We start from the raw sequence: 21,231 nt of genomic DNA on the forward strand, positions 1-21,231 counted from the left end.
AAGGCCGCTTGGCGCCAGACAATGCGGCTAAGCGAAAATCACTGAGTTGCAAAGAGTCCCGCCCGAGGGGTGGACAGAGGAGCCACGCGGGAACCAGAGCTTGGTTTTGCCGTCATTTCCGGCTCGGCGGGCCAGCGTATCTCGTCGCCTTTCATTCGAGGGACGAAAAGGTGACGTACCCCTTCGCCGGCAAGACGGTACGCCTCCCTAGATGGATAATAAGCGCGCCCGAGCGCGGGGTCAGCCCGAGCGGTCTGCGCTACAGCGAACGCGATACCGTCGGGCTGACAATTGCCGGCTTGGTCTTGCATGCGCCGCTGCGCTGAACCAACAGGAGTTTTCTGGATTGCTCGACCAGTCTGGAGCTCTTGGCAATCATCACTCGCGTCTGGTCGATCAGCTCTAGATAGCGCATCTCCTGCTGGCGGAGTTGGATCAGCAAGCGGCGACGATTTTCCCTCTTCATTGCCTTCATCAGATTCCCTTCTCATCATCCGACCGGCACCGACAAGCTTGAGCAGACTGCGGCCTTGCTGCATGTAAGCGGGCAAGAAACTCGCTGCATTAACCTTTGTGATTTGCGCCTCAAAACCACAACGGAACGACGCGGCGGATTTCGCGTTGTGGGCAATGCTTCTCCACGACCACATCAGCATGGCGCGGCGCCACGTCCGACAGGGCGAGCGGCACATCGCACGTCAGCACGAGCGGATTGCCTGCCTCAGAACCAGCAGGCTGCCGATCGAGAATGCATTGAGGCTCCTGAGCCTGTTGGAAGAGGTTCACGCATTGCAGCGGCAGCACCTGTCGCGACTGCTATCGAAATCGGCCGGTAAAGCAGTCTCGGAGCTTTCGGCCGAGACGCAAGTGGTGGCGGGCCGGAATGACGTGATTGCGATTCCCGAGCCCATTATCGGGCTCGGGCTGGAGCTGGAGCAAGCGCTTAAAGAAATCTTGAGCGAGTCGGCCGCCAAACCTTCCAAGGACAAACTTCACTAGCCAAGGCGGCTCTCTCGCTCCTCGGGAGTCCTACTGCAAAAAGCGGATCGCTTCAGCCCGCCTTCTCAAGAAAGCGCTTCGCCATAGCCAATGTGGACCTTTTGCCCGCGAATTATCCGACGCCGCAGGCGCGCTACGCTCTCCGTCGCTTAGAAACCGCGCGCCATAGGCGGGGCAGGTGTGACGTTTCGCGTCGGTTTGCGGTCGAAATCCGGAAGCAGTCACCCTATTTGCGTTGAGCCATGATCAGTCGGACCGATCTTTGAATGAGCGAAGCAGCCAAAAGGCGCGCGTTGCTGCTCCTCAATCCCAAGGCTCGGCGGGGCCAGGAGATGCTCGCGCCAATTGTGGAGCGGCTGGGGCGAGGTCGGCTTTCCGTCACCGTTGAGATGTTCGAGGCGTTGCCTGAAATCGCTCGAGACATCGTTCGCTTACGCCATATGGCCGATCTTGTGGTCGTGTGCGGTGGCGATGGTTCGGTGTCCTCGGCGGCGACGGCGATCATGGAAAGCGGCCTGCCGATGGGCATCATTCCTATGGGGACGGCGAATGACCTTGCTCGTACGCTCAACATTCCGATGGATCTCCTGCAGGCCGCCGATGTGATCGCGCGAGGCCGAACCCGACTGATCGATGTCGGGACGGTCAACGGTCATGCCTTTTTCAATGTCGCAAGTATCGGACTCAGCACCGAACTGGCGCAGGGTCTTGACCCCGCACTGAAGAAGCGCTTCGGCAGGCTGGGCTATGCGCTGGCGGCGATGAAAGTGTTGACCCGGGCCGCGCGGTTTCACGCGAAGATTACCGAGAAAGGCGCGGCGATCGAGGTGGAAACCTACCAGATCGCGGTTGGAAACGGTCGGCACTACGGCGGCGGCAACGTCGTGGAAGAAACGGCCGAGATCGATGACGGACATCTCGATCTCTATAGCTTGGAAATGACGAACCTCTGGAAGCTGGCGTTGATGCTCCGCTCTTTCCGTTCTGGAACGCATGGCGCATGGCGTGAGGTGCGCACGGCCAGGTGCGTCGAGTTCGACATCGAGACGCGGAAGGCGATGCCGGTCAACACCGATGGCGAGATCGTCACGTCGACACCGGCCCATTTCAAGGTTCACCCAAAGGCGATCTCGGTCTTCGCGCCGGATCGCGCCGTGTGAGCGCCCCGTCTTACGGTTTGATCAGTTTCCAGTGCCTCGCCTTGCGCTCGATCAGCGGCAGAGCACGAATGTGCTCGCCGTTGAGGAGAGAAGGTCGAAAGCGACGAAGGCGAGCCTGGGCGTTCCAGGTCATGCGCGAATGGATGGCATGGAAGTTCGGCCGTCCGTCGGGATCCCGCGTGATCATCTCGCCGTCGATGATGAAGGACTCGGGTGTTCGGTTAGCGCGGTCCAAAAGAACGGCCGCCCCTGATGCTCTCGCTGGCCGGCTGACCTACTTTAAGCTAGCGAAGCTTGCGCCCGGGCACCGCCTTTTTGGATCAATGCTGGAAGCGGGACCGGCCGAAAGTTCCAAGCATCTACGCCAACGTCGTACTGGCGTGGAAGCGGCTTAAGCTTCCCATGCGAGTGACCGTGCAAATTGATCGACTTCTTGCCCATCTGATTCCAGGTGCGGAACGGATAGTGGCACAGGATGAGAAGCACCCCATTGAACCTGAGTTCCGCGTAATGCTGAATACTGGCCCATCCGTCGGCGGCGGTCGTTTCGTCCGGGTCATTGTTGCCGATGATCAGGTTCTTGCGCCCATTGAGGCGCGACAGAAGTGCCTCCCCGCCTGCTTTGCCGTGGCGCGCGAAGTCGCCAAGATGCCAGACCTCGTCGTCAGGCGTGACGGTCTCGTTCCAGAAAGAGATCAGCGCTTCGTCATGTTCGGCAAGCGATGCGAAAGGCCGCCGGTCAATCCGCAGGATGCGGGCATCATTGAAATGCGTGTCGCTCGTAAAAAATAGCATCAGGGCATGCCGGCAATGCAGATCGAAACCCACCCTGGGCCTAAGGCTAGCAGCCTTCGGCCCTTAGGGATCTTACCATTCGCACAATGATCCGATCATAAGGCGTTTTCTCCGATCTGCTGTAGTTGATCGTGAAAAGCGCGGCGCGGTCATCACAGACCCTGATGGCGCGAACATATCGGATCTCGCCGTTGTTGATCCCTGAATAGCTGGCCCAGGTCGAGGTCAGGCGCCGGTACGTCAACTTCCAGCCGGCCTTTTCGTCTTCCAGCATGCGATGCTCGATCTCGGCCCGAAAGCTGGCTCTTCCAAGTCTGGCGCCCCACACGGCAAGAAACGCGTCTTGTTCGCCTTGGAATGCAGCACCCTGATCCGAATGCTGGGTGAGGACGAAACCAGGCGGAACATCGAATGTGAAGCCCAGTTGCCGGACCCCAAACGGCTGCCACTCCTGGGCCTGAAGAGAGGCGGTGCAAAAAAGAAAAGTAAATATACTGAACGCAACCCGCATCGGCTTGATTTAGCGCCGCTTCATAGGGCGTCCAGATCAGTTGGGGGCCCCCCGGCCCACCATCTGGTGATCTATCGCAGAGCTGCAGCGGCGTTCGGGCCATGATCTCGACGGACAAGCCTGGCTTGGCGCAAGTGTGTCGCCGGACTTTGCGGGAAGCTGCCGTGGACCCGCAACCGTCGATGCGGCACACCAAGCTAACTCGAAGCCTGAACCGGCCGCCGTTCAGGCCCGAGCGGAAAAACTGGGGCGCAGGTCTGCTTCAGGAAAAGCTGGGCGTATACGTCCCGTTCTTCGACTGTGATACCTTGCTCGCGAGTCAATTGCTTGAAGGCTTCTCGCAACTGATCGAGGTCGAACGCTGAAATGTGTTTGGAGGTAGTCATTGCGCACCTGGGTGATGTTCCACTCATTTCTTGGCAGCTCGCGAGAGGCCTTGCGAAGGCTTGGCTTCCTGTCGGGTTCGCTTGCGCTGCTGTCTCCCAACGCGACGGCAATAGCCGACGCCACGTCGCACCGAACTGCGTTCAGCGAGGCTTGTTCCGCTGAACGGCTTGTCTTCTTTCTAATATTAGCAAAGTCTTTATGAAGGTCCCGCCGGCCCATGACTCGTTAACCATGGCAAAGGGCTTGAGCATTGGGCGACGAAGTGCATCGATGCAATCATCATTCAGGATGACGGCCGGGCCGGTCTGTCGACCCCATCACCATCCCTACTCGATCCCAACGCCCCCCGAAAACAAGGCCAAAGACATGGTGGATCTTATCTGGGAGCTGGCAGCGTTTGCTGGTGATAGGGAACGGGTAGACCAGCGGACTATTAACTCCGCCGGTCCTGGTTCGAATCCAGATTTGCAGCTAGAACTTCGTGTGAGAATTCAATTGCTTGGGATATGTCGTTTGCCGGCATCGCTGTCCGCGAGCTTCCCATACGACGATATATTAGCGAATTAACGAATCGTAGACCGCGCTGTCCTATTCTGGGACAGCGCGGACACTACCCATCGGCCGCGCAGGCGGCTCCGGCTTTCAGGCAACCCTACCCCTGGCCGGAGCCGCCACCTTTTACATACCAGCAAGGGTTGAATCAACCCTTACCAAGCATCCTTACTGGTGCATTTTGCCGATCGTTAGATTTTGAAATGTCGAGGATGTTAGCCGTACCGCGCGGGGATGATCTGCCTCCGCCGCATCCGATAGCATCCGGGAATCCGCCCCAAAAGCTTCGCCGATCATATTAGCGATCAACGATGTATTAACGACTAAGGCGCAGCCTTGCCGGATCGGGGACGAGAACCGCCCCCTGATCGACGATCCGGCGCTTTATGTGCCGAGACGTTCGACCGATGCGGAGCCAAACGCATGAGTGTCGAAACAGCGCTGGCGCAGCTGTTGCGCATGCTTCACCGTCGAGCCTTGAACCTGGCGGCGTTGCCGGACGATGAAAGACTTGCTCATTACGACCTCATCCGCCGCTCGTGCTGCGGAGCAGCCGAGCAAATCGGCCAGAGCCCCGACAATGCCGCCATCACGGCAAACAGCGTGGTCGAATTCACCCGCGCCATGGTGGGCATCATCGAGGCAAGGCGCGGGTAAGAAGGCGGCGAGGAAGAGCTGATCGGCTGTCGCGGCAAGCGGCTCATGGCAAATGGCGAAGCCGAGATCGCGCCCTTTCCCTATCTGCCTGCGCCGGCCTCTGCTCCGCCTACTCCGCCGCCGCGTATCCCGCGATGCCCTTGATCTCCAGAAAATCCTCGAGACCGTATTCGGCATATTCGCGGCCGTTGCCGGACTGCTTGTAGCCGCCGAAGGGCAGGCCGGCGTCCCACGTCGGATAGTTGATATAGACGTTGCCGGAGCGCATGCGGGCCGCGGCCTGGCGCGCCTTCTCGATGTCCTTGGCCTGGATGTAGGAGGCGAGGCCGAAGACGGTGTCGTTGGCCAGCTCGATCGCCTGCTCGACCGTGTCGTAAGGCATGATCGACAGCACCGGCCCGAAGATTTCTTCGCGCGCGATGCGCATGTCGTGCGTCACGTTGGCGAAGACGGTCGGGCGGACATAGTAGCCGCGGTTGAGCTCGGCCGGACGGCCGGGGCCGCCAGCGATCAGGGTCGCGCCTTCGTCGATGCCGCTCTGGATCAGGTCTTGAATCTTGTCGAACTGCAGCTGGCTTACCACCGGGCCGAGCTTCGTTCCCGGCGCGTCGGCCGGCCCGACGGTGAGTTTCTCCGCCGCCGTCCTGGCATAGCCGGCGGCCTCGTCATGCCGGTCGCGCGGCACGAACATGCGGGTCGGCGCGTTGCAGGACTGGCCGCTATTGCCAAAGCAGCCGGCCACGCCCTTGGTCACCGCCCTTTGCAGATCGACGTCGGGGAACAGGATGTTGGCGGATTTACCGCCGAGCTCCTGATGCACACGCTTCACCGTGTCGGCGGCCGCCTTGGCGACGAGGATGCCGGCCCGCGTCGAGCCGGTGAAGGACATCATGTCGACATCCGGATGGCTGGCCAAAGCCTGCCCGACAGTTGGGCCATCGCCGTTGACCAGGTTGAAGACGCCCTTCGGCACACCGGCCTCGTCCATGATCTCTGCGAAGATGATGGCGTCGAGCGGCGCGATCTCCGACGGCTTCAGCACCATGGTGCAGCCGGCGGCGAGCGCCGGGCCGACCTTGCAGGTGATCTGGTTGAGCGGCCAGTTCCAGGGCGTGATCAGGCCGACGACGCCGATCGGCTCCTTGACGATCAGCGAGGAGCCTTTGACATGGCGAAACTGGAAGGTCTTCAGCACCTCGGCCATCTTCTCCAGATGCGCCTGGCCGACGCCGACCTGGCTGTCCAGCGCCATCTGGCGCGGCGCGCCCATCTCGCGCGAGACGGCGAGCGCAAGGTCCTTGCTGCGCTTCTTGTAGACCTCGATGACGCGGTTGAGGATGTCGAGGCGCTCCTCGACTTCACTGAAGCCGAAAGTAGCGAAGGCGCGCCTGGCGGCAGCGACCGCCTTGTCGACATCGGCCTTGGTGCCCAGCGAGATCTGCGCGAAGGCGTCTTCGTTCGACGGATCGATGACGTCGAAATTGTTCGGCACCACCGGATCGACCCACACGCCTTCGATATAGAACTGCAGATTGTGCGACATATCTTCTCCCTTCGGCGCGCTTGGCGAGCGTCATATTCCGCCAGAGATAACGACGCGCGTATGGCAACGCAAGACAGGGTCGTTGAGCCAGCGGCGGAGCCGTACCGCAGTCCGCTAAGAGTTCAGTCCTCAAAGGAACTGGCGGCCACATAGATCGCGGCAAGCTTCTCGATGCCGGCCTGGTCTTCCTTGTCGAAGCGGCCTGGCAGCGGGCTGTCGAGATCGAGCACGCCGAAGATGCCTTCGTCGTCGCGCAAGAGCACGACCAGTTCCGAGCGCGAGTCGGCATCGCAGGCGATGTGGCCGGGAAAATCGTGCACGTCCTTGATCAGCATCGACATATCGAGATCGACCGCCGTGCCGCAGACGCCCTTGCCGACCGCTATGCGCACGTAGGCCGGCTTGCCCTGGAAGGGGCCGAGCACCAGCTCTTCGTCGGATTGAAGGAAATAGAAACCCGCCCAGTTGAGGTCGGGCACCATCTGGTAGATGAGCGCCGAGGTGTTGGCGGCGTTGGCGATCGAGTCTCGCTCGCCTTCCAGCAGCGCTTTCAATTGCCTGGCCAGCTCATCGTAGAAGGCCGGCTTGTTGCTCGTGTCGAGGGCCGTTGCCGCAAACATCCTGGTCGTTTCTCCGTTGCTAAGGCGCTGAAGCGCCCGCTACAGTTTGGCCTTATCTGCCACCAATGCTGCGCGCGGGAAATACACAAGTCGTGAGCGCCATTCTCGCCAACCGAAAACGCGACCGCGCGCAGCCGGAGGCAGGCGAGACCCCGCTCACCTTTGCGGTGCTGGTCTTTCCCGGCTTTCCGATGATGGCGTTTTCTTCTGTCATCGAGCCGCTGCGCGGCGCCAACATTCTTGCGAAGCGCGACTGCTACCGATGGGTGATCGTCGGCGCGGATCAGGGCACGGTCGAAGCCTCCAACGGCGTCGTCATCCAGCCCGGCTTCTCGGCCGCCAACGCACCGAAGGTCGATCGCATCGTCGTCTGCTCGGGCGGCGATGCCGACCATGTCGTGGCCGACGAGGCGATGAGCTGGATCCGCAAAAGCCTGCGCGGTGGCGCGCATATCGGCGCGGTGGCGGATGCGGCGTTCTTCCTCGCCCGCGCCGGCCTGCTCGACGGCCATGCCTGCACCTTGCACTGGACCAGCCAGGCCGCTTTCACCGAGGCGTTTCCCGACATCGAGCTCAGGCGCGATCTCTTCGTCATCGACCGCAAGCGTTTTACCTCGGCCGGCGGCGTCGGCAGCCTCGACATGATGCTGGAGATCATCACGCGCGACTACGGCGCAGAGCTTGCCGCTGGTGTCGCGGAATGGTTCGTGCACTCTCCCCTGCGGTCGAGCGTCGACCGCAAGCTGATGCCGCTGCGCCTGCGCACCGGGGTGCAGAACGAGCTGGTGCTGTCGGCGATCGCCATCATGGAGGACGCGGTCGAGGAACGGCTCGGCATGGCGGAGCTGGCTGAGCGGCTTGGGGTCTCGCCCGACAAGCTCGAGCGCAATTTCCGCGCCGAGCTGGATATCTCGCCGAACGGCTATTACCGGCGGCTCAGGCTGAAGCGCGCCGCCGATCTGCTGGCGCATTCGACGCTGATGGTGCGCGATGTTGCGCTGGCCTGCGGTTTTGCTTCGATGTCGAGTTTCGCGCGGGCTTTCAAGGAGGAGCATGGGCAGGCGCCGAAGGCGATGCGGCGGCGGTAGGATCAGAGTTCAACGTCCGGTTTGCCAGTTTCCGACCGGACTTTGACAGGCGGCGATTTCTCGGCGGCGACGTTGGGCCTTGCCTCTTCATAGGTCGCCGCGACATCCCAGATCACCCCTTGGCGATTGGAAGAAGGCGGAAGGTCCAATGTCGGGAATGCTTTGTTGATTTTGTTGATAGCCCAAACCAATCCGACGATAATGCCGAAATATGCCGCCAGACATGCGAGCATGGTTGTGTTGCCAAAATCGTCGGCCAGCCAATGCAGAATCGGCTGAATATAGGCCAGAAGGCAGAAGCTGAAAAAAAGCAGGATGTATAAGGGGCCAAGCGCTATTCGATAATCCACGGTGTGGTCCGCAATACCAGATTATTCAGCGACTTTACCACAAAGTCTCAAAGCTGATGAGGCATCGAGCAGAATTTTAGCGGTTGCAGTTCCACACGGCCAGCGGCATCCGGCACAGCATGAGCGGCTTTCCGCACAATACCTTCTCCCCTCCTGCGCCATGGTCGGCATTTACAACCTACTCAAGGCCAGGCACCCATGAGCATCGTCGTTTTCGATCCCGACAGCACCGAGGATGTGGACTTCAAGGACCGCATGCGCCATCCGGCCGCGGCCGATCCCGCCGGCGGCATGTGGCTCTCCGACACCGAGCCGTCCTTCATCGACGCTGACGCTCTGCGCAAGGGGCGGCTCGCCAAACTGCGCGCCTGGATGCGCGAGGCGGGCTATGGCGGCGTCGTGCTGTTCGACCCCTATAACCAGCGCTACGCCACCGGCTCGCGCAACATGTTCGGCTATTTCCTGCGCAATTCGACCCGCTACTTCTTCATCCCGACCGATGGGCCAATCGTGCTGTTCGAATATCCGCAGAGCTACCATGTCTCGATGGTGCTCGACACGATCGACGAGGCGCGTCCTTCCAAGCTCGTCTGGTCCTCCGTCTCCGGTCGCGACGACGAGACGGCGGGGCCGTTCGCCGACGAGATCACCGAGCTTCTGAAGAGGCATGGCGGCGGCTCGATGAAGCTCGGCCTCGACCGCTGCAGCCATCTGCAGGCGGTGGCTCTGGAAAAGCGCGGCTGCGAGGTGAAGGACTGCCAGGGCGAGATTCTTGCCGTGCGCGCGGTGAAAACGCCGGAGGAGGTGAGATGCCTGCAGGCTTCCATGGCCGGAGCCGAAGCCGCGGTGGCCGCCGTGCGCGAGGCGATCAAGCCCGGCGTTTCCGAAAACGAGCTCTTCGCCATTATGTATCACGAGGTGATCCGCCAGGGCGGCGAGTTCATCGAGACCCGGCTGCTGACTTCAGGACAGCGCACCAATCCGTGGTTCAACGAGGCGAGCGGCCGCAAGATCAGGCCGGGCGAGCTGGTCGCGCTCGATACCGACACCATCGGCTGCTACGGCTATTATTCCGACTTCTCGCGCACCTTCCGCTGCGGCCCGGGCAAGCCGACGCCCTACCAGAAATCGCTCTACCGCATGGCGCACGACCAGGTGCAGCACAACATTTCCATCGTGAAACCCGGCATGGCCTTCCGCGAGATCGCCGAGAGGGCCTGGAAAATCCCGGACCGCTTCGTCGACCAGCGCTATACCTCGGTCATGCACGGCGTCGGCATGCATGGCGAGACGCCCTTCATCGCCCACGCGATGGATTACGAGACGTACGGCCGCGACGGCATGATCGTGCCGGGCATGGTGGTGAGCGTCGAAAGCTATATCGGCGAGAAAGGCGGCCGCGAGGGCGTCAAGCTGGAGGACGAGATTCTCATTACCGAAACGGGGACCGAGCTGCTTTCGCGGTTTCCTTATGAGGATGAGTTTCTGGAATGAGCGGTTTGACGCCGATACGCTGTGTTGGCGCCGCCCATACGTTGTCGCAGGCGTTCGAGATTGGCCGCAGCACTCATGTCGTCGTCATCCTCGGGCGAAGCAAGGTGCGAAGCGACGCGGCGCAGACCCTAGGATCCATTCCGTTACGTCCGAGCGCCGCAACGGTGCAGAATTCTGTTGGGCCGCACTCTTCGGTCAAGGTAACGGAATGGATTCCAGGGTCTTCGCGACGCCGCTTCGCGGCTGCTTCGCGCTGGAATGACGAAGCTGATACGCTGCGGCACATTCCGACGCGCCGCCGCACCCCTTTGAGAGCATCCGCATGAAATCCCCCATTTCCATCCGGCGCGGCACGGTGGCCGCGGTGTTCATCGATCTCCAGGAGGAGCATCGCAAGGACAAACGCTATCTGGTCGAGGGCTTTGCCGACATCCTCGCCAACGTCGAACGCCTGCAGGAGGCGGCGCGGCGCAATTTCGTGCCGCTCTATCATTGGGCCTATATCGTCGACCTCGCCGAGGCGCGGCCGTTCCATCCGCTCGACGAGAGCGGCAAGTCGGCCTTCTCCGACAAGGACGATCCGTTGACGGCGATCTGCCATGAAGTGGCGCCGCAAAACGGCGAAGCCACTCTGGTCAAGCAGGAAGCCAGCGTCTTCGGCAAGAACGATTTTGGCGACAAGCTCGAAGCAGCCGGCATCGAATGGCTGGTGATTGCCGGCGTGTGGACCGAAGCCTGCATCGACGCCACGGTGAAGGACGCGGTGGCGCACGGTTTTCGCGTGCTCCTGGTCAAGGATGCCTGCGGCAGCGGCAGCAGCGCCATGCACCAGACCGGCATCCTCAACCTCGCCAACCGCCTCTATGGCGGCGCCGTGACCAACACGCTCGACGCTTGCCGGCTGATGGCAGGCGACACGGTGAGCGTGTGGCAGGTCGAGGGATCGGTGCCGCTGCGCTTCACCTTCGAGAATGCGGCGCAACTTTACGCAGAGCTCTGACCGCGAAGACCGGAGACCCAGCCGCCCGGCAAGGCGCAGCAATTATGCGCGTCAGCCAACTTTAGCCTGCGGAACAGCGCACAAGAATTGCGGAAAACCAAACATTTCGTCGCGGAAAGCGGACCTATGATCCCCTCGCAGGCAACGGCGCCCGGCGGCCGTATCCACCTCCGCGCCTGACGGCAATCGGGGCCGCCCACCGGGTTTCGTGCAGGTCGTCGCCGCCAAAAGCCGCCGCGCGGGCGACCTGGACCAACAATAGAGGGAACGACAATGAAATTCATGCTGACCGACAGAAAACTGCACCCGCGGGCAAAGCCGACCGCGGGTGATTTCAAGAAGGGCGCGATCAGCCGGCGCGAGTATCTGGCGCTTATGGCCGGCTTGGGCGTCAGCGCCGCCGGCGCGCTGGCGCTGGGCGGCCTTACTCCCTCGCCCGCTCGGGCCGAGGAGCCGAAGCGCGGCGGGGTCCTGCGCGTCGCCATGAACGTGAAGGGCTTCAAGGATCCGCGCACTTTCGATGGCGTCGAGATGTCGAATGTGGCGCGCCATTGCAACGAATATCTGGTGCGCTGGAAAACCGACTTCACCTTCGAGCCCTGGCTGCTCGAAAACTGGGAGACCAGCGACGACGCCAAGACGATCACGCTTCACGTGCGCAAAGGCATCACCTGGTCGAACGGCGACACTTTCAACGCCGACGACGTGATCCACAACCTCAACCGCTGGTGCGATGCCTCGGTCGCCGGCAATTCGGTCGCCGCGCGCATGGGCGCGCTGGTCAACGCCGACACCAAGAAGCCGGTCGACGGCGGCATCCAGAAAGTCGACGACTACACCGTCAAGCTCAACCTGCCAAAGCCCGACATCTCGCTGATCGCCGGCATGGCCGACTATCCGGCGCTGATCATGCACCGCTCCTATGAAGGCGATGCCGATCCGAAGAAGGCTTTGGCCATCACCACCGGCCCGTGCGAGCTGGTGAGTTGGGACGCCGAGACCGGTGCGGAGGTGAAGCGCAAGGACAAGCCTTGGTGGAAGGGCGAGTTCTATCTCGACGGCATCAAGTGGGTCGACTACGGCTCCGATCCCAACGCCATGCTGTCGGCCTTCGAATCCGGCGAGATCGACACCGACCACGAGACCGCCTCGGACGCCGTGTCGCAGACCGAGCAGATGGGACTCGAAAATTCTGAGATCGCGACCGGCTCGACCATCGTCGCGCGCTTCAATGTCGGCAACGCGCCCTATGACGACGTCAAGGTGCGCCGTGCCGCCCAGCTTGCCGTCGACAATGCGGCCGTGCTGAAGCTCGGCCTCGACGGCAGGGGCAAGCCCGCCGATAACCACCATGTCGGACCGATGCATCCCGAATTCGCCGATATCGGCCCTGCCAAGCGCGATGTCGACGCGGCGAAGAAGCTGTTGGCCGAATCCGGCAAGGCCGAGCACGAATACGAGCTGATCTCGGTCGACATCGAATGGCAAAAGAGCACCGCCGACGCGATCGCCGCCCAGATCCGCGAGGCCGGCCTCAAGATCAAGCGCACCGTGCTGCCGGCCGCCACCTTCTGGAACGACTGGAGCAAGTTCCCCTACTCCTGCACCGAATGGCTCGGCCGTCCGCTCGGCGTCCAGGTGCTGGCGCTGGCCTATAAATCGGGCGCGGCCTGGAACGAAAGCGCTTATTCGAACAAGGAGTTCGACGAGCTTCTCGATAAAGCACTTGCGACCCCGGATGCCGCCCAGCGCAAGGAGATCATGGCCAAGATCGAGCAGAATTTGCGCGACTCCGGCATCATCATCCAGCCCTACTGGCGCTCGGTCTACCGCACCTACCGCAAGGGCGTGCATGGCTGCGAGCAGCACCAGGCGCTCGAGCAGCATTTCGAGACGGTTTGGCTCGAGTCCTGATTCCTCCCAGGACCGATCGCGACGATCTGGGCCTCAGCGGCGCCGTGCAGCGCTGCGCCCAGCATCCGGACAATGTCTGGGCGCTACACGGGCTGGTCGAATGCCTGAAGGGGCGCCGCGAGAGCGAGGAGCTGCCGGGCTTGCAGGCGAAACTTGCTTTGGCGCTGACCAAGGCGGACGTGCCGATCACATCGTCATGCCTCTGCCGCACGAGCGTGCAGGCAGACCACTGCTGTTGTCCTTGAGACAGCGGGCGGCCGCTAAGAGAAGATTTTCGCCAATTCGTCGACGCTGGTGCCTTCCTTGACTTGGCGCAGTTCGACATAGCTGACCGCGGTGGCAACGGAGAGCACCATCGAGACGACGGCCTGCACCACGGCGGCGCCCAGTTCGGCGAGGATCCCGCCGAAGAGAAGCAGCACCACCAGGATCCCCCACTGGATGACCATCGCGATGATGACCAGAATGAGGAAGAGGCCGAACAGCGACCAGCGATTGCCTTTGGTCAGCGCTCGGCTGCGCGACATCGAGCCGAATACGCCCAACCGTTCCTGGATGAGGACGGGAACCGACATCGACCAGCCGAGCCACAGGATGATGCCGGGAACGATCAGCGCGATCATCGCAAGCGCTGAGCCGATGCCGACGAGCAGGCCGATCGCGAGCGTCGGCAACAGGAAGCGGATGGCAATCTGCACGCTGTCTCCGAAGGATGGCCGCCTTCCGTTCAGATCCTCGATTGTTGCCCGCACCAGCGACGACTGGAGCAGCAGCGTGAAGACGAAGGAAATCAATCCCGCGAGGATGCTGAGATAGGAGTTGCGCAGCACCGCGTTCGGATCCGCCATGGCACCCGGATCGCCATTCATCACCGCTTCCATCTGCGGTTGGGTCCATAACCTGATGAGCAGCGTCGGGAGGCCGGCGAACAAAAGCCCAAGCCCGACGCAGAGTCCTATGTTGCGCGTGATGACGGCAAAAGTGCTGTTGAACACCCTGCCGATTTCGAATCTGCCTGGTCGTCCCAATGTCGCAGTGGTCATGATAGCTTTCCCCCGAGCCGCCGCCGAATCCAATTCGGCAACTTCAAAGTAAATTTGCCAAGAACTGCGAGCTCCGTCCAGTGGACTTGCAATTGTTTCGGGTATTCCCGGTGTGAGCCAGAACCGCCGGCAGCAGAAAAAGCTCACGGTCGCGCTCTGATTTGAGGCCAGGATGGCGATTTTCAGGCAGGCTCTCAGCGGGGGCTGCCGCTCACCAGCACTTCGGCCGGCCTCGCCAGCATCCCAGACTACGAGAATATCTCCGCCAGTTCATCGACGCCGGTGCCTTCCTTGACCTGGCGCAGTTCGACATAGCTGACCGCCGTGGCAACCGAAGTCACCATAGAAACGACACTCTGTACCATGGCGGCCAACAACGCGGCGACAATGCCGTGAAAAAGATAGATAACGACCGCGCTTATCGACTGGATCACAAACCCTATGATCACCAGGATCACGAACAGTCCCAACAGAGCCCAGCGGCTCCCCTTGGTCAGCGCGCGGCTGCGCGACATAGAACCGAAGACGCCAAGTCGCTCCTGAATCAGCACTGGCACCGCCATCGACCAGCCGAGCCCGAGGATAATTCCCGGCACCAGCAGGGCAATCGATGCGGCGCCTACGCCGAGCCCGACGAGTAGGCCCATTCCGACTGTTGGCAACAAAAAGCGGATTGCGATGCGGACGCAATCACTAAAAGTGGGCTTCTTCCCGTTCATGTCCTCAATCGCCACCCGGACGAGGCTCGACTGCAACAGAAACGCAAAAGCGAAATAAAGTATTATAACGACCGCAGTTCCACTGATGTAGCCGAGCTTGTAGTTCGTGGTAGCCGCGGCGAAATTCGCCGGATTTCCAGGATGGAAATTCAGACGCACGAGCTGCGTGACCAGTTGCGGCAGTCCTGAAAACAGCGCGGCAAGACCAACGCAGAGTCCAATATTACGACCGATCACGGAGAAAGTGTTGTTGAACACTCGGCCGATCTGAAAATTCTCCGGCCGTACCAACGCGGCTGAAGTCATGACGCCCTCCCCTGCTCGGCCGCTCTGCGCCAGCCTATGGCCCCAAAGCAAATCTGCCAGTATTGACGAGACGAGTCCAATCACTTGCAATTGTCCTGCGGTATTGCCAGTGTCGAACCCGTGGGTAGCAGGGGAGCGAGTTGGTGACAGCGGCACAGCCGGCCACAGCGGACGCCGAATGGCTGGCCAAGATGCACAAGCAGCTGCTGGCGGACGATACGATCCAGTTTGACCTGCCGGGGCTGGTGCGGCCGGAACCGCCGGAATGGCTTAAGCCTTTTCTGGAAGCCCTGGCAAAGCTTGGCCCCTACATGATCTATCTGTTCTGGGGCGCGGTGATCATCGGCGTCGCGATCATCGTGTTCCTGCTCGTGCTCGAGGCGAAGGGCATCGCCTGGCGGCTGCCATGGCGGCGCCCCGGCAAGGAGGACGAGACGAAGGAGGAATGGCGCCCGGATGCCGGCGCGGCTCAGATCCTGCTCTCCGAAGCCGATGCGCTCGCCGCGCGCGGCGACTATGACGAGGCGGTGCATCTTCTCTTGCGCCGCAGCGTTGCCGACATCGCCAGCCGCCTGCCCGACTTCCTGCGCCCGTCGCTGACCGCGCGCGACATCGCCGCCGCAGGTTCCATCCCGTCCCGCCCCCGCGCTGCCTTCAGTGAGATCGCGCGCATCGTCGAGGCTGCCTTGTTCGCTCGCCGGCCGGTCGGCGCCGAGGGCTGGCAGCAGGCGCGCGGCGCCTATGAGCGCTTTGCCTTCCGGGATGCCTGGGCATGAGCGCGGAGGCGACGGAGGCACAAGAGCCGTTCAGCCGCAGGACGCTGTTCTGGGGCATCTTCGCCAGCCTGCTCGCGGCTGCCGGATTCTTCCTGCTCTCGACCTACGCTCCGGACTTTCGTCAGCCCCAGGGCGGCGCAACACCGCTCTCCAAGGGCGGCACCGGCTATGCCGGGCTCGTGGAATGGCTGAAGCTCACCAACGGGCAGGCGCCGCCCATGGCGCGCGGGGAGAAGGATCTGCAATCTCCCCTGGCATCCACATTCCTGCTGATCGTCACCATCGCGCCCAACAGCGACCCGGCGGCGCTTCAGCGCATCATCAAGCTCCGCTTGGGCAAGCACACGCTTTTCGTGCTGCCCAAATGGGTCACCTTTCCGCAGCCGGGCCAGGAGGGCTGGGAGACGAAAGTCGAGCGGCTGCCCGCAACGGCGGTCAACGACTGGCTCGGTCGCCTCGCCAAGGCCAAGCTCGGCGACGGCAAGCCATCGGTCGATCGGATCGATATAGAGGGGCGCAAGATCGCCGTGCCCGAGGAGTTGCAATGGGTAGCCGACAATCATCCGCTGATTGCCGCGGGTGACGGCAAGGCTGTTCTCACCGAACTCGACAGCGAACCCTTCTACATCCTGACCGATCCCGATCTCATCAACAACGCGGCGCTGAAGGATCCGCAAAAGGCGGCAGCGGCGCTCGACATGATCGCCATGCTGGAGCCCGCCAAGGGCGCGGTCATGTTCGACCTGACGCTTCACGGCATCGGCCAGAACTACGATCTCGGCAAGCTCCTGGTCGAACCGCCCTTCCTGGCGCTGACGCTGTCGGTGCTGGTGGCGGCTGCCCTCGCCTTCCTGCACGGGCTCGGTCGCTTCGGGCCGCCGCGCACCGAGGGTCGCGCCATCGCCTTCGGCAAGCAGGCGCTGGTCGACACCACGGCAATGCTCCTGAAGCGGGCAGGACGGCTGCAGGAACTCGGCGACCGCTATGCCGCGCTGATGCGCCAGCGCGCCGCCGCGCTGCTTGGCGCGCCGCACGGGCTGCAGGGTGAAGCGCTAGACCGCTGGCTGGATTCCCGCGACAAAAATGAAGCGAACGGCTTCACCGCGCGGTTCAAGGCTGCGAACGGTTCCAAAACATTGGCCGCAATGCATGAAGCAGCGGAAGAGCTGCATGACTGGACGGCAAGGAGGCTCGGTGAACGTCGATGAAGTGAAAGCCCTGGCGAGCGCGATCAGGGAAGAGGTGGCTAAAGCGATCACCGGGCAACGCGACACGGTCGATCTGATGCTGACGGCGCTGTTCGCCGGCGGGCATATATTGCTCGAAGGTCCGCCCGGTACCGCAAAGACCATGACCGCGCGCTGCTTCGCGCAGGCGCTCGGCGTCGCCTATGGGCGCATCCAGTTCACGCCCGACCTGATGCCCGGCGACATCGTCGGCGCCAACATCTACAATTTCCAGACCGGCCAGTTCACGCTGACGCGCGGCCCGATCTTCTGCGATCTGCTGCTTGCCGACGAGATCAACCGCACGCCGCCGAAGACGCAGGCTGCACTGCTCGAAGCCATGCAGGAGCACGCTGTCACATTCGACGGCACGACCCATTCGCTCGGCAAGAACTTCATGGTGGTGGCGACGCAGAACCCGATCGAGCATCAAGGCGTCTATCCGCTCCCCGAGGCCCAGCTCGACCGCTTCCTGTTCAAGCACCGGGTCAGCTATCCGGACGCGCAGGAAGAACGTGCCATCATCATCCACCACGGCGGCGGCTCCGCCTCGCACAATATCGAGCAATACGGCATCAAGGCGCAGACCGACCGCAAGACGCTGGAGGCGGCGCTTGCCACAGTGGGCGCCGTCACGCTGGTCGACGACGTCGTCGGCTACATCGCTGCCCTCGTGCGCGGCACGCGCGAAAGCCCGGATCTGGAGGTCGGCGCAAGCCCGCGTGCCGGCGCCATGCTGGCGCGCGCGGCGCGAGCCCGGGCCGCGCTCGACGGCCGCAACTATGTCATCCCCGACGACGTCAAGGCTTTAGCCGTGCCGGCGCTGCGCCACCGCGTCATCCTCTCGCCGGCGGCGCAGATCGATGGACGGCTGGTCGAGCAGATCGTTTCCGACCTCGTCGACCAGACGGAAGCGCCGCGTTGATCTATCCGAGCGGCAGAGCGGTATGGGCGGCGGCGGCGGGAGCGATTCCCGCCTTCCTGATCGCGCTCGCGCTGCCGCATGTCTGGTATCTCGGGTTGCTCTGGATTTGCGCTTTGCTTGCCTTCCTGGCGGTCGATGCGGCGGCCGGGCGCGGACGCGCGTCGCTCAACGCCACGCTCACCGCACCGCCGCAGGTCGGCGTCGGCGGACGTTTCACGCTGCACATCGCGGCCGGTCTCGGGGCGCGAACGCGGCGGCTGCAGGCGCGCGTCGGGCATGACCAGCGGCTGGCGCCGGTCAACGGCACGGGCGGCACGCTGCCGGCGAATGGCGGCACGCTCGGTCTCGAATTCGACGCCGTTCGGCGCGGCATCGCCAGCTTCGATCGGCTATGGCTGCGCTGGCAAGGGCCGTTCGGGCTGGTCTGGAACCAGGCCGTGCTGCCGGTGGACCGCAAGATAGCGGTTTTGCCCGATGTCAGCCGCGCGCGCGACGAGGCGATCACGCTGCTGCAGCGCTCCGCTCTTGCCGACGGCCATGCGCAGAAGCGCGCCGGCCAGGGCCGCGAGTTCGAGGCGCTCAAGGACTACCAGCCCGGCATGGGCCGGCGCATGATCGACTGGAAGCGCAGCGCCCGCCACGGCAAATTGCTTGCCCGCGAATTCCGCATCGAAGAGAACAACAACATCGTCTTGGCCATCGATAGCGGGCGGCTGATGTGCGAGCCGGTCGAGGGCGTGCCGAAAGTCGACCGGGCCGTGACGGCGGCGCTGTTGTCCGCCTTCATTGCGCTCAAGGGTGGCGACCTCGTCAGCCTGTTTTCTTTCGACGCCAGGCCGCGCGTTTCCAGCGGCGCCGTGCGCGGCTCGCCGAGCTTCACCATGATCCAGAAGCGCGCCGCCGAGATCGACTATTCGACCGAGGAGACCAATTTCACCCTGGCGCTGACGACGCTCGCCGCGAAGCTCGACCGGCGCTCGCTGGTCATCGTCTTCACCGATTTCGTCGACCCGATCAGCGCCGAGCTGATGCTGCGCACCGTCGGGCGGCTGACCGAGCGGCATCTGGTGCTGTTCATGCTGATGAAGGATGTCGAGCTGGAGACCTTGGCCGATATGGCGCCTACCGCTCCGGAGGACGTGGCCCGCGCGGTCACCGCCGGCGACCTGCTCAGACAGCGGCAGGTGGTGATCGGCAGACTCAGGCTGCTCGGCGCGCATGTCATCGAGGCCGACCACCAGCGGCTCGGCCCGGCGCTGGTCGAGCGCTTTATCCAGCTCAAGGAGGAAAACCTCTTATGACGCTGCCCGCCGGCACCGATGCCGTCCGCCAGTCGCTGGCAAGCTTCCGCCAGGAGCGCGAGGCCGACTGGAAGGCGTTCGAGGCGCTGCTTGCCCGCGTCGAGAAGCGCGCGCCGCGCGCGCTGTCGGAAGAGGAGCTGCTGTCACTGCCCCTTCTCTACCGCTCGGCGCTGTCCTCGCTTTCGGTGGCACGCGCCACTTCGCTCGACAGCGCACTGATTGCTTACCTCGAAGCGCTCTGCCTGCGCGGCTATTTTTACCTCTATGGCGCGCGGCGATCCTTGAGAATGCGCATCGGCGACTTCTTCCTGCACGACTGGCCGGCGGCGATCCGCGACTTGTGGCGCGAGGTGTGGGCATCGGTCGCCCTGACGGTGATCGGCGCCATTGCCGGGTACTGGCTGGTCGCCTCCGACAAGCGCTGGTACGACGCCATCATCGCGCCGAGCCTCGCCGGCGGGCGCAATCCGGATTCGTCGGCCGAGATGCTGCGCAGCGTGCTTTATGGCGGCGGCGACCACTTTCTCTCGGGCTTCGCCGCTTATCTCTTCACCCACAACACGCAGGTGTCGATCCTGGCCTTCGCGCTCGGCTTCGCCTTCGCGGTGCCCAGCGTGCTGATCATCCTGATGAATGGCTGCATGCTCGGCGCCATCTTCCAGATCTATGCCGCCAAGGGGCTCGGTTTCGAGCTCGGCGGCTGGCTGTCGATCCACGGCACGACGGAGCTTTTCGCCATCGCCATCGCGGGCGCGGCCGGCATGCGCATCGGCACCAGCATCGCCTTTCCCGGCGAGCTGACGCGCATGGCCGCGGCCTCACGAGCGGGCCGCGTGGCGGCGACCGCGATGGTCGGCGTCGTCGTGATGCTGCTGTTTGCCGGCCTGCTCGAAGGCATCGGCCGGCAGACGATCACAAGCGATATCGCCCGCTATTCGATCGGCGGCGGCATGCTGGCGCTCTGGATTTCTTACTTCTACCTGTTCCGGATGGTGCGGCATGGCAACGGCTAGGAATCCCGCCGCGCTGGTGCGCCCGCTGGTCACGCCGGAGGGCGTGGACCTGCGCGTCAAGCTGGCGGATGCCGGGACGCGGGCTTCGGGATTCCTGCTCGATGTGGTGATCATCGTCGTCGCCGCCGTCGCGGTCAGCCTTGTCGCGATCTTCGGCCTGGGCGGGCTCGGCGTGAAGGACGCCGAACCGCTCTTCATCGTCTGGATCATTTTCATCTTCCTGCTGCGCAACGTCTATTTCATCGCCTTCGAGGCGGGCCGGCGGGCGGCGACGCCCGGCAAGCGGATGGTCGGCGTCCGCGTCGCTTCGCGCAGCGGCGCCGGCCTCAGCCTCGACCAGGTCATCGCGCGCAACCTGATGCGCGAGATCGAGGTGTTCCTGCCGCTGTCGATCCTGGCGGCGCGCGGCAGCGCCGGCGTCGCCGACACGCTGTCGACCATCTTCGGCCTGGTGTGGGCGCTGCTGTTCTCCTTATTCCCGCTCTTCAACCGCGACCGGCTGCGGATTGGCGACCTGCTCGCCGGAACCTGGGTGGTCGAGGCGCCGAAGGTGGCGCTGCTCGAGGATCTGTCGCTGCGCAAGGATCCGGTCGCGACCCGCTTCCAGTTCAGCGCCGCGCAGCTCGACGCCTATGGCATCGCCGAGCTGCACAAGCTGGAGGAAGTGCTGCGCCGCGACGACTATTTCGCGATGAAAGCGGTGGCGGAAACGATAGGCCGCAAGATCGGCGCCAGGGTCGAGCCGGTCGATTCACGGGCATTCCTCACCGCCTATTACGGCGAGCTGCGCGCGCACCTGGAGCGCAAGCTGCTGCTGGGCAATCGGAAGGCGGACAAGTACGCGCGGTAGAT

General features: G+C 63.1%; 24 protein-coding genes and 1 pseudogene. 16 read left to right on the top strand and 9 right to left on the bottom strand.

Annotated elements, in window-relative coordinates; all coding sequences use genetic code 11:
- Nucleotides 1–259: 259 nt before the first annotated feature.
- Complete coding sequence (locus P9217_RS24130) at nt 260–475, bottom strand: hypothetical protein (protein WP_127216275.1); 216 nt, start codon at nt 473–475, stop codon at nt 260–262.
- A gap of 155 nt (nt 476–630) precedes the next feature.
- On the opposite strand from P9217_RS24130, the gene P9217_RS24135 reads away from it, so the two are divergent.
- Together P9217_RS24135 and P9217_RS24140 are read left to right on the top strand one after the other, a co-directional pair.
- Entirely contained in the window at nt 631–999 is a 369-nt protein-coding gene (locus P9217_RS24135; protein WP_278088080.1) for a hypothetical protein, read from the top strand.
- Between the two features lie 266 nt (nt 1,000–1,265).
- On the top strand, nt 1,266–2,159 hold the full coding sequence (locus P9217_RS24140) for a lipid kinase (protein ID WP_067329930.1): 894 nt from the start codon (nt 1,266–1,268) through the stop codon (nt 2,157–2,159).
- A gap of 10 nt (nt 2,160–2,169) precedes the next feature.
- Here the strand turns inward: P9217_RS24140 and P9217_RS24145 are convergent, their stop codons facing one another.
- From P9217_RS24145 to P9217_RS24155, 3 genes are read right to left on the bottom strand one after another with little or no spacing between them, the layout of a single operon-like run.
- Complete coding sequence (locus P9217_RS24145; RefSeq protein ID WP_067329928.1) at nt 2,170–2,394, bottom strand: hypothetical protein; 225 nt, start codon at nt 2,392–2,394, stop codon at nt 2,170–2,172.
- Nucleotides 2,395–2,438: 44 nt separating this feature from the next.
- Nucleotides 2,439–2,954 carry a metallophosphoesterase gene (locus P9217_RS24150; RefSeq protein WP_067329925.1) on the bottom strand — a complete coding sequence of 172 codons (516 nt, stop codon included), beginning with the start codon at nt 2,952–2,954 and terminating at the stop codon, nt 2,439–2,441.
- A 46-nt stretch (nt 2,955–3,000) separates the two neighbouring features.
- Nucleotides 3,001–3,465 (bottom strand): hypothetical protein, encoded by a 465-nt coding sequence (locus P9217_RS24155; RefSeq protein ID WP_067329922.1) that lies wholly within the window; start codon nt 3,463–3,465, stop codon nt 3,001–3,003.
- Between the two features lie 101 nt (nt 3,466–3,566).
- Between P9217_RS24155 and P9217_RS24160 the strand changes: the two genes are divergently transcribed.
- Nucleotides 3,567–3,830: a hypothetical protein gene (locus P9217_RS24160; RefSeq protein ID WP_095801247.1), complete on the top strand. Its 264-nt coding sequence runs from the start codon at nt 3,567–3,569 to the stop codon at nt 3,828–3,830.
- A 997-nt stretch (nt 3,831–4,827) separates the two neighbouring features.
- The gene (locus P9217_RS24165) at nt 4,828–5,061 is read left to right on the top strand and encodes a hypothetical protein (protein WP_067329916.1); all 234 of its coding nucleotides are present in this window, start codon (nt 4,828–4,830) and stop codon (nt 5,059–5,061) included.
- Between the two features lie 109 nt (nt 5,062–5,170).
- Here P9217_RS24165 and P9217_RS24170 read toward each other — a convergent pair whose 3' ends face one another.
- Complete coding sequence (locus tag P9217_RS24170; RefSeq protein WP_095801246.1) at nt 5,171–6,604, bottom strand: aldehyde dehydrogenase family protein; 1,434 nt, start codon at nt 6,602–6,604, stop codon at nt 5,171–5,173.
- Nucleotides 6,605–6,726: 122 nt separating this feature from the next.
- Entirely contained in the window at nt 6,727–7,224 is a 498-nt protein-coding gene (locus tag P9217_RS24175; protein WP_278088081.1) for a GAF domain-containing protein, read from the bottom strand.
- Between the two features lie 191 nt (nt 7,225–7,415).
- Here P9217_RS24175 and P9217_RS24180 point away from each other — a divergent pair, with 191 nt between their 5' ends.
- Nucleotides 7,416–8,312: a GlxA family transcriptional regulator gene (locus P9217_RS24180; RefSeq protein ID WP_245433081.1), complete on the top strand. Its 897-nt coding sequence runs from the start codon at nt 7,416–7,418 to the stop codon at nt 8,310–8,312.
- A 2-nt stretch (nt 8,313–8,314) separates the two neighbouring features.
- On the opposite strand, the gene P9217_RS24185 is transcribed toward P9217_RS24180, so the two are convergent.
- On the bottom strand, nt 8,315–8,662 hold the full coding sequence (locus P9217_RS24185) for a hypothetical protein (RefSeq protein ID WP_067329908.1): 348 nt from the start codon (nt 8,660–8,662) through the stop codon (nt 8,315–8,317).
- A gap of 198 nt (nt 8,663–8,860) precedes the next feature.
- Between P9217_RS24185 and P9217_RS24190 the strand changes: the two genes are divergently transcribed.
- The 5 genes and pseudogenes from P9217_RS24190 to P9217_RS24210 all read left to right on the top strand — a co-directional run.
- Nucleotides 8,861–10,156, top strand: coding sequence for a Xaa-Pro peptidase family protein (locus tag P9217_RS24190; protein ID WP_095801245.1), 1,296 nt, complete (start codon nt 8,861–8,863; stop codon nt 10,154–10,156).
- A complete protein-coding gene (locus P9217_RS24195; protein ID WP_141247075.1) occupies nt 10,153–10,482 on the top strand; it encodes a hypothetical protein in 330 nt (109 codons plus the stop codon). The genes P9217_RS24190 and P9217_RS24195 overlap by 4 nt, the downstream gene beginning before the upstream one ends.
- The gene (locus tag P9217_RS24200) at nt 10,479–11,156 is read left to right on the top strand and encodes an isochorismatase family protein (protein WP_067329902.1); all 678 of its coding nucleotides are present in this window, start codon (nt 10,479–10,481) and stop codon (nt 11,154–11,156) included. Before P9217_RS24195 ends, P9217_RS24200 begins: the two co-directional genes overlap by 4 nt.
- A gap of 273 nt (nt 11,157–11,429) precedes the next feature.
- A complete protein-coding gene (locus P9217_RS24205; protein WP_095801244.1) occupies nt 11,430–13,070 on the top strand; it encodes an ABC transporter substrate-binding protein in 1,641 nt (546 codons plus the stop codon).
- A gap of 17 nt (nt 13,071–13,087) precedes the next feature.
- Nucleotides 13,088–13,315: pseudogene (locus tag P9217_RS24210) on the top strand (hypothetical protein); the annotation flags it as partial.
- A 15-nt stretch (nt 13,316–13,330) separates the two neighbouring features.
- Here the strand turns inward: P9217_RS24210 and P9217_RS24215 are convergent.
- Nucleotides 13,331–14,113: a hypothetical protein gene (locus tag P9217_RS24215; RefSeq protein ID WP_278088082.1), complete on the bottom strand. Its 783-nt coding sequence runs from the start codon at nt 14,111–14,113 to the stop codon at nt 13,331–13,333.
- Nucleotides 14,114–14,361: 248 nt separating this feature from the next.
- Nucleotides 14,362–15,138 carry a hypothetical protein gene (locus tag P9217_RS24220; protein WP_278088083.1) on the bottom strand — a complete coding sequence of 259 codons (777 nt, stop codon included), beginning with the start codon at nt 15,136–15,138 and terminating at the stop codon, nt 14,362–14,364.
- A gap of 143 nt (nt 15,139–15,281) precedes the next feature.
- On the opposite strand from P9217_RS24220, the gene P9217_RS24225 reads away from it, so the two are divergent.
- Genes P9217_RS24225 through P9217_RS24250 form a run of 6 tightly spaced genes read left to right on the top strand, consistent with a single transcriptional unit; the run spans nt 15,282 to nt 21,229 of the window.
- Complete coding sequence (locus P9217_RS24225; RefSeq protein WP_278088084.1) at nt 15,282–15,914, top strand: DUF4129 domain-containing protein; 633 nt, start codon at nt 15,282–15,284, stop codon at nt 15,912–15,914.
- Entirely contained in the window at nt 15,911–17,122 is a 1,212-nt protein-coding gene (locus P9217_RS24230; RefSeq protein ID WP_278088085.1) for a DUF4350 domain-containing protein, read from the top strand. Before P9217_RS24225 ends, P9217_RS24230 begins: the two co-directional genes overlap by 4 nt.
- Entirely contained in the window at nt 17,109–18,065 is a 957-nt protein-coding gene (locus tag P9217_RS24235) for a MoxR family ATPase (RefSeq protein ID WP_067000979.1), read from the top strand. The genes P9217_RS24230 and P9217_RS24235 overlap by 14 nt, the downstream gene beginning before the upstream one ends.
- A complete protein-coding gene (locus P9217_RS24240) occupies nt 18,062–19,366 on the top strand; it encodes a DUF58 domain-containing protein (RefSeq protein WP_278088086.1) in 1,305 nt (434 codons plus the stop codon). Before P9217_RS24235 ends, P9217_RS24240 begins: the two co-directional genes overlap by 4 nt.
- The gene (locus tag P9217_RS24245) at nt 19,363–20,379 is read left to right on the top strand and encodes a stage II sporulation protein M (protein ID WP_278088087.1); all 1,017 of its coding nucleotides are present in this window, start codon (nt 19,363–19,365) and stop codon (nt 20,377–20,379) included. The genes P9217_RS24240 and P9217_RS24245 overlap by 4 nt, the downstream gene beginning before the upstream one ends.
- On the top strand, nt 20,366–21,229 hold the full coding sequence (locus P9217_RS24250; RefSeq protein ID WP_067329877.1) for an RDD family protein: 864 nt from the start codon (nt 20,366–20,368) through the stop codon (nt 21,227–21,229). The genes P9217_RS24245 and P9217_RS24250 overlap by 14 nt, the downstream gene beginning before the upstream one ends.
- Nucleotides 21,230–21,231 lie beyond the last annotated feature (2 nt).

Source organism: Mesorhizobium sp. WSM4989, assembly GCF_029625795.1.
Taxonomy (GTDB): domain Bacteria; phylum Pseudomonadota; class Alphaproteobacteria; order Rhizobiales; family Rhizobiaceae; genus Mesorhizobium.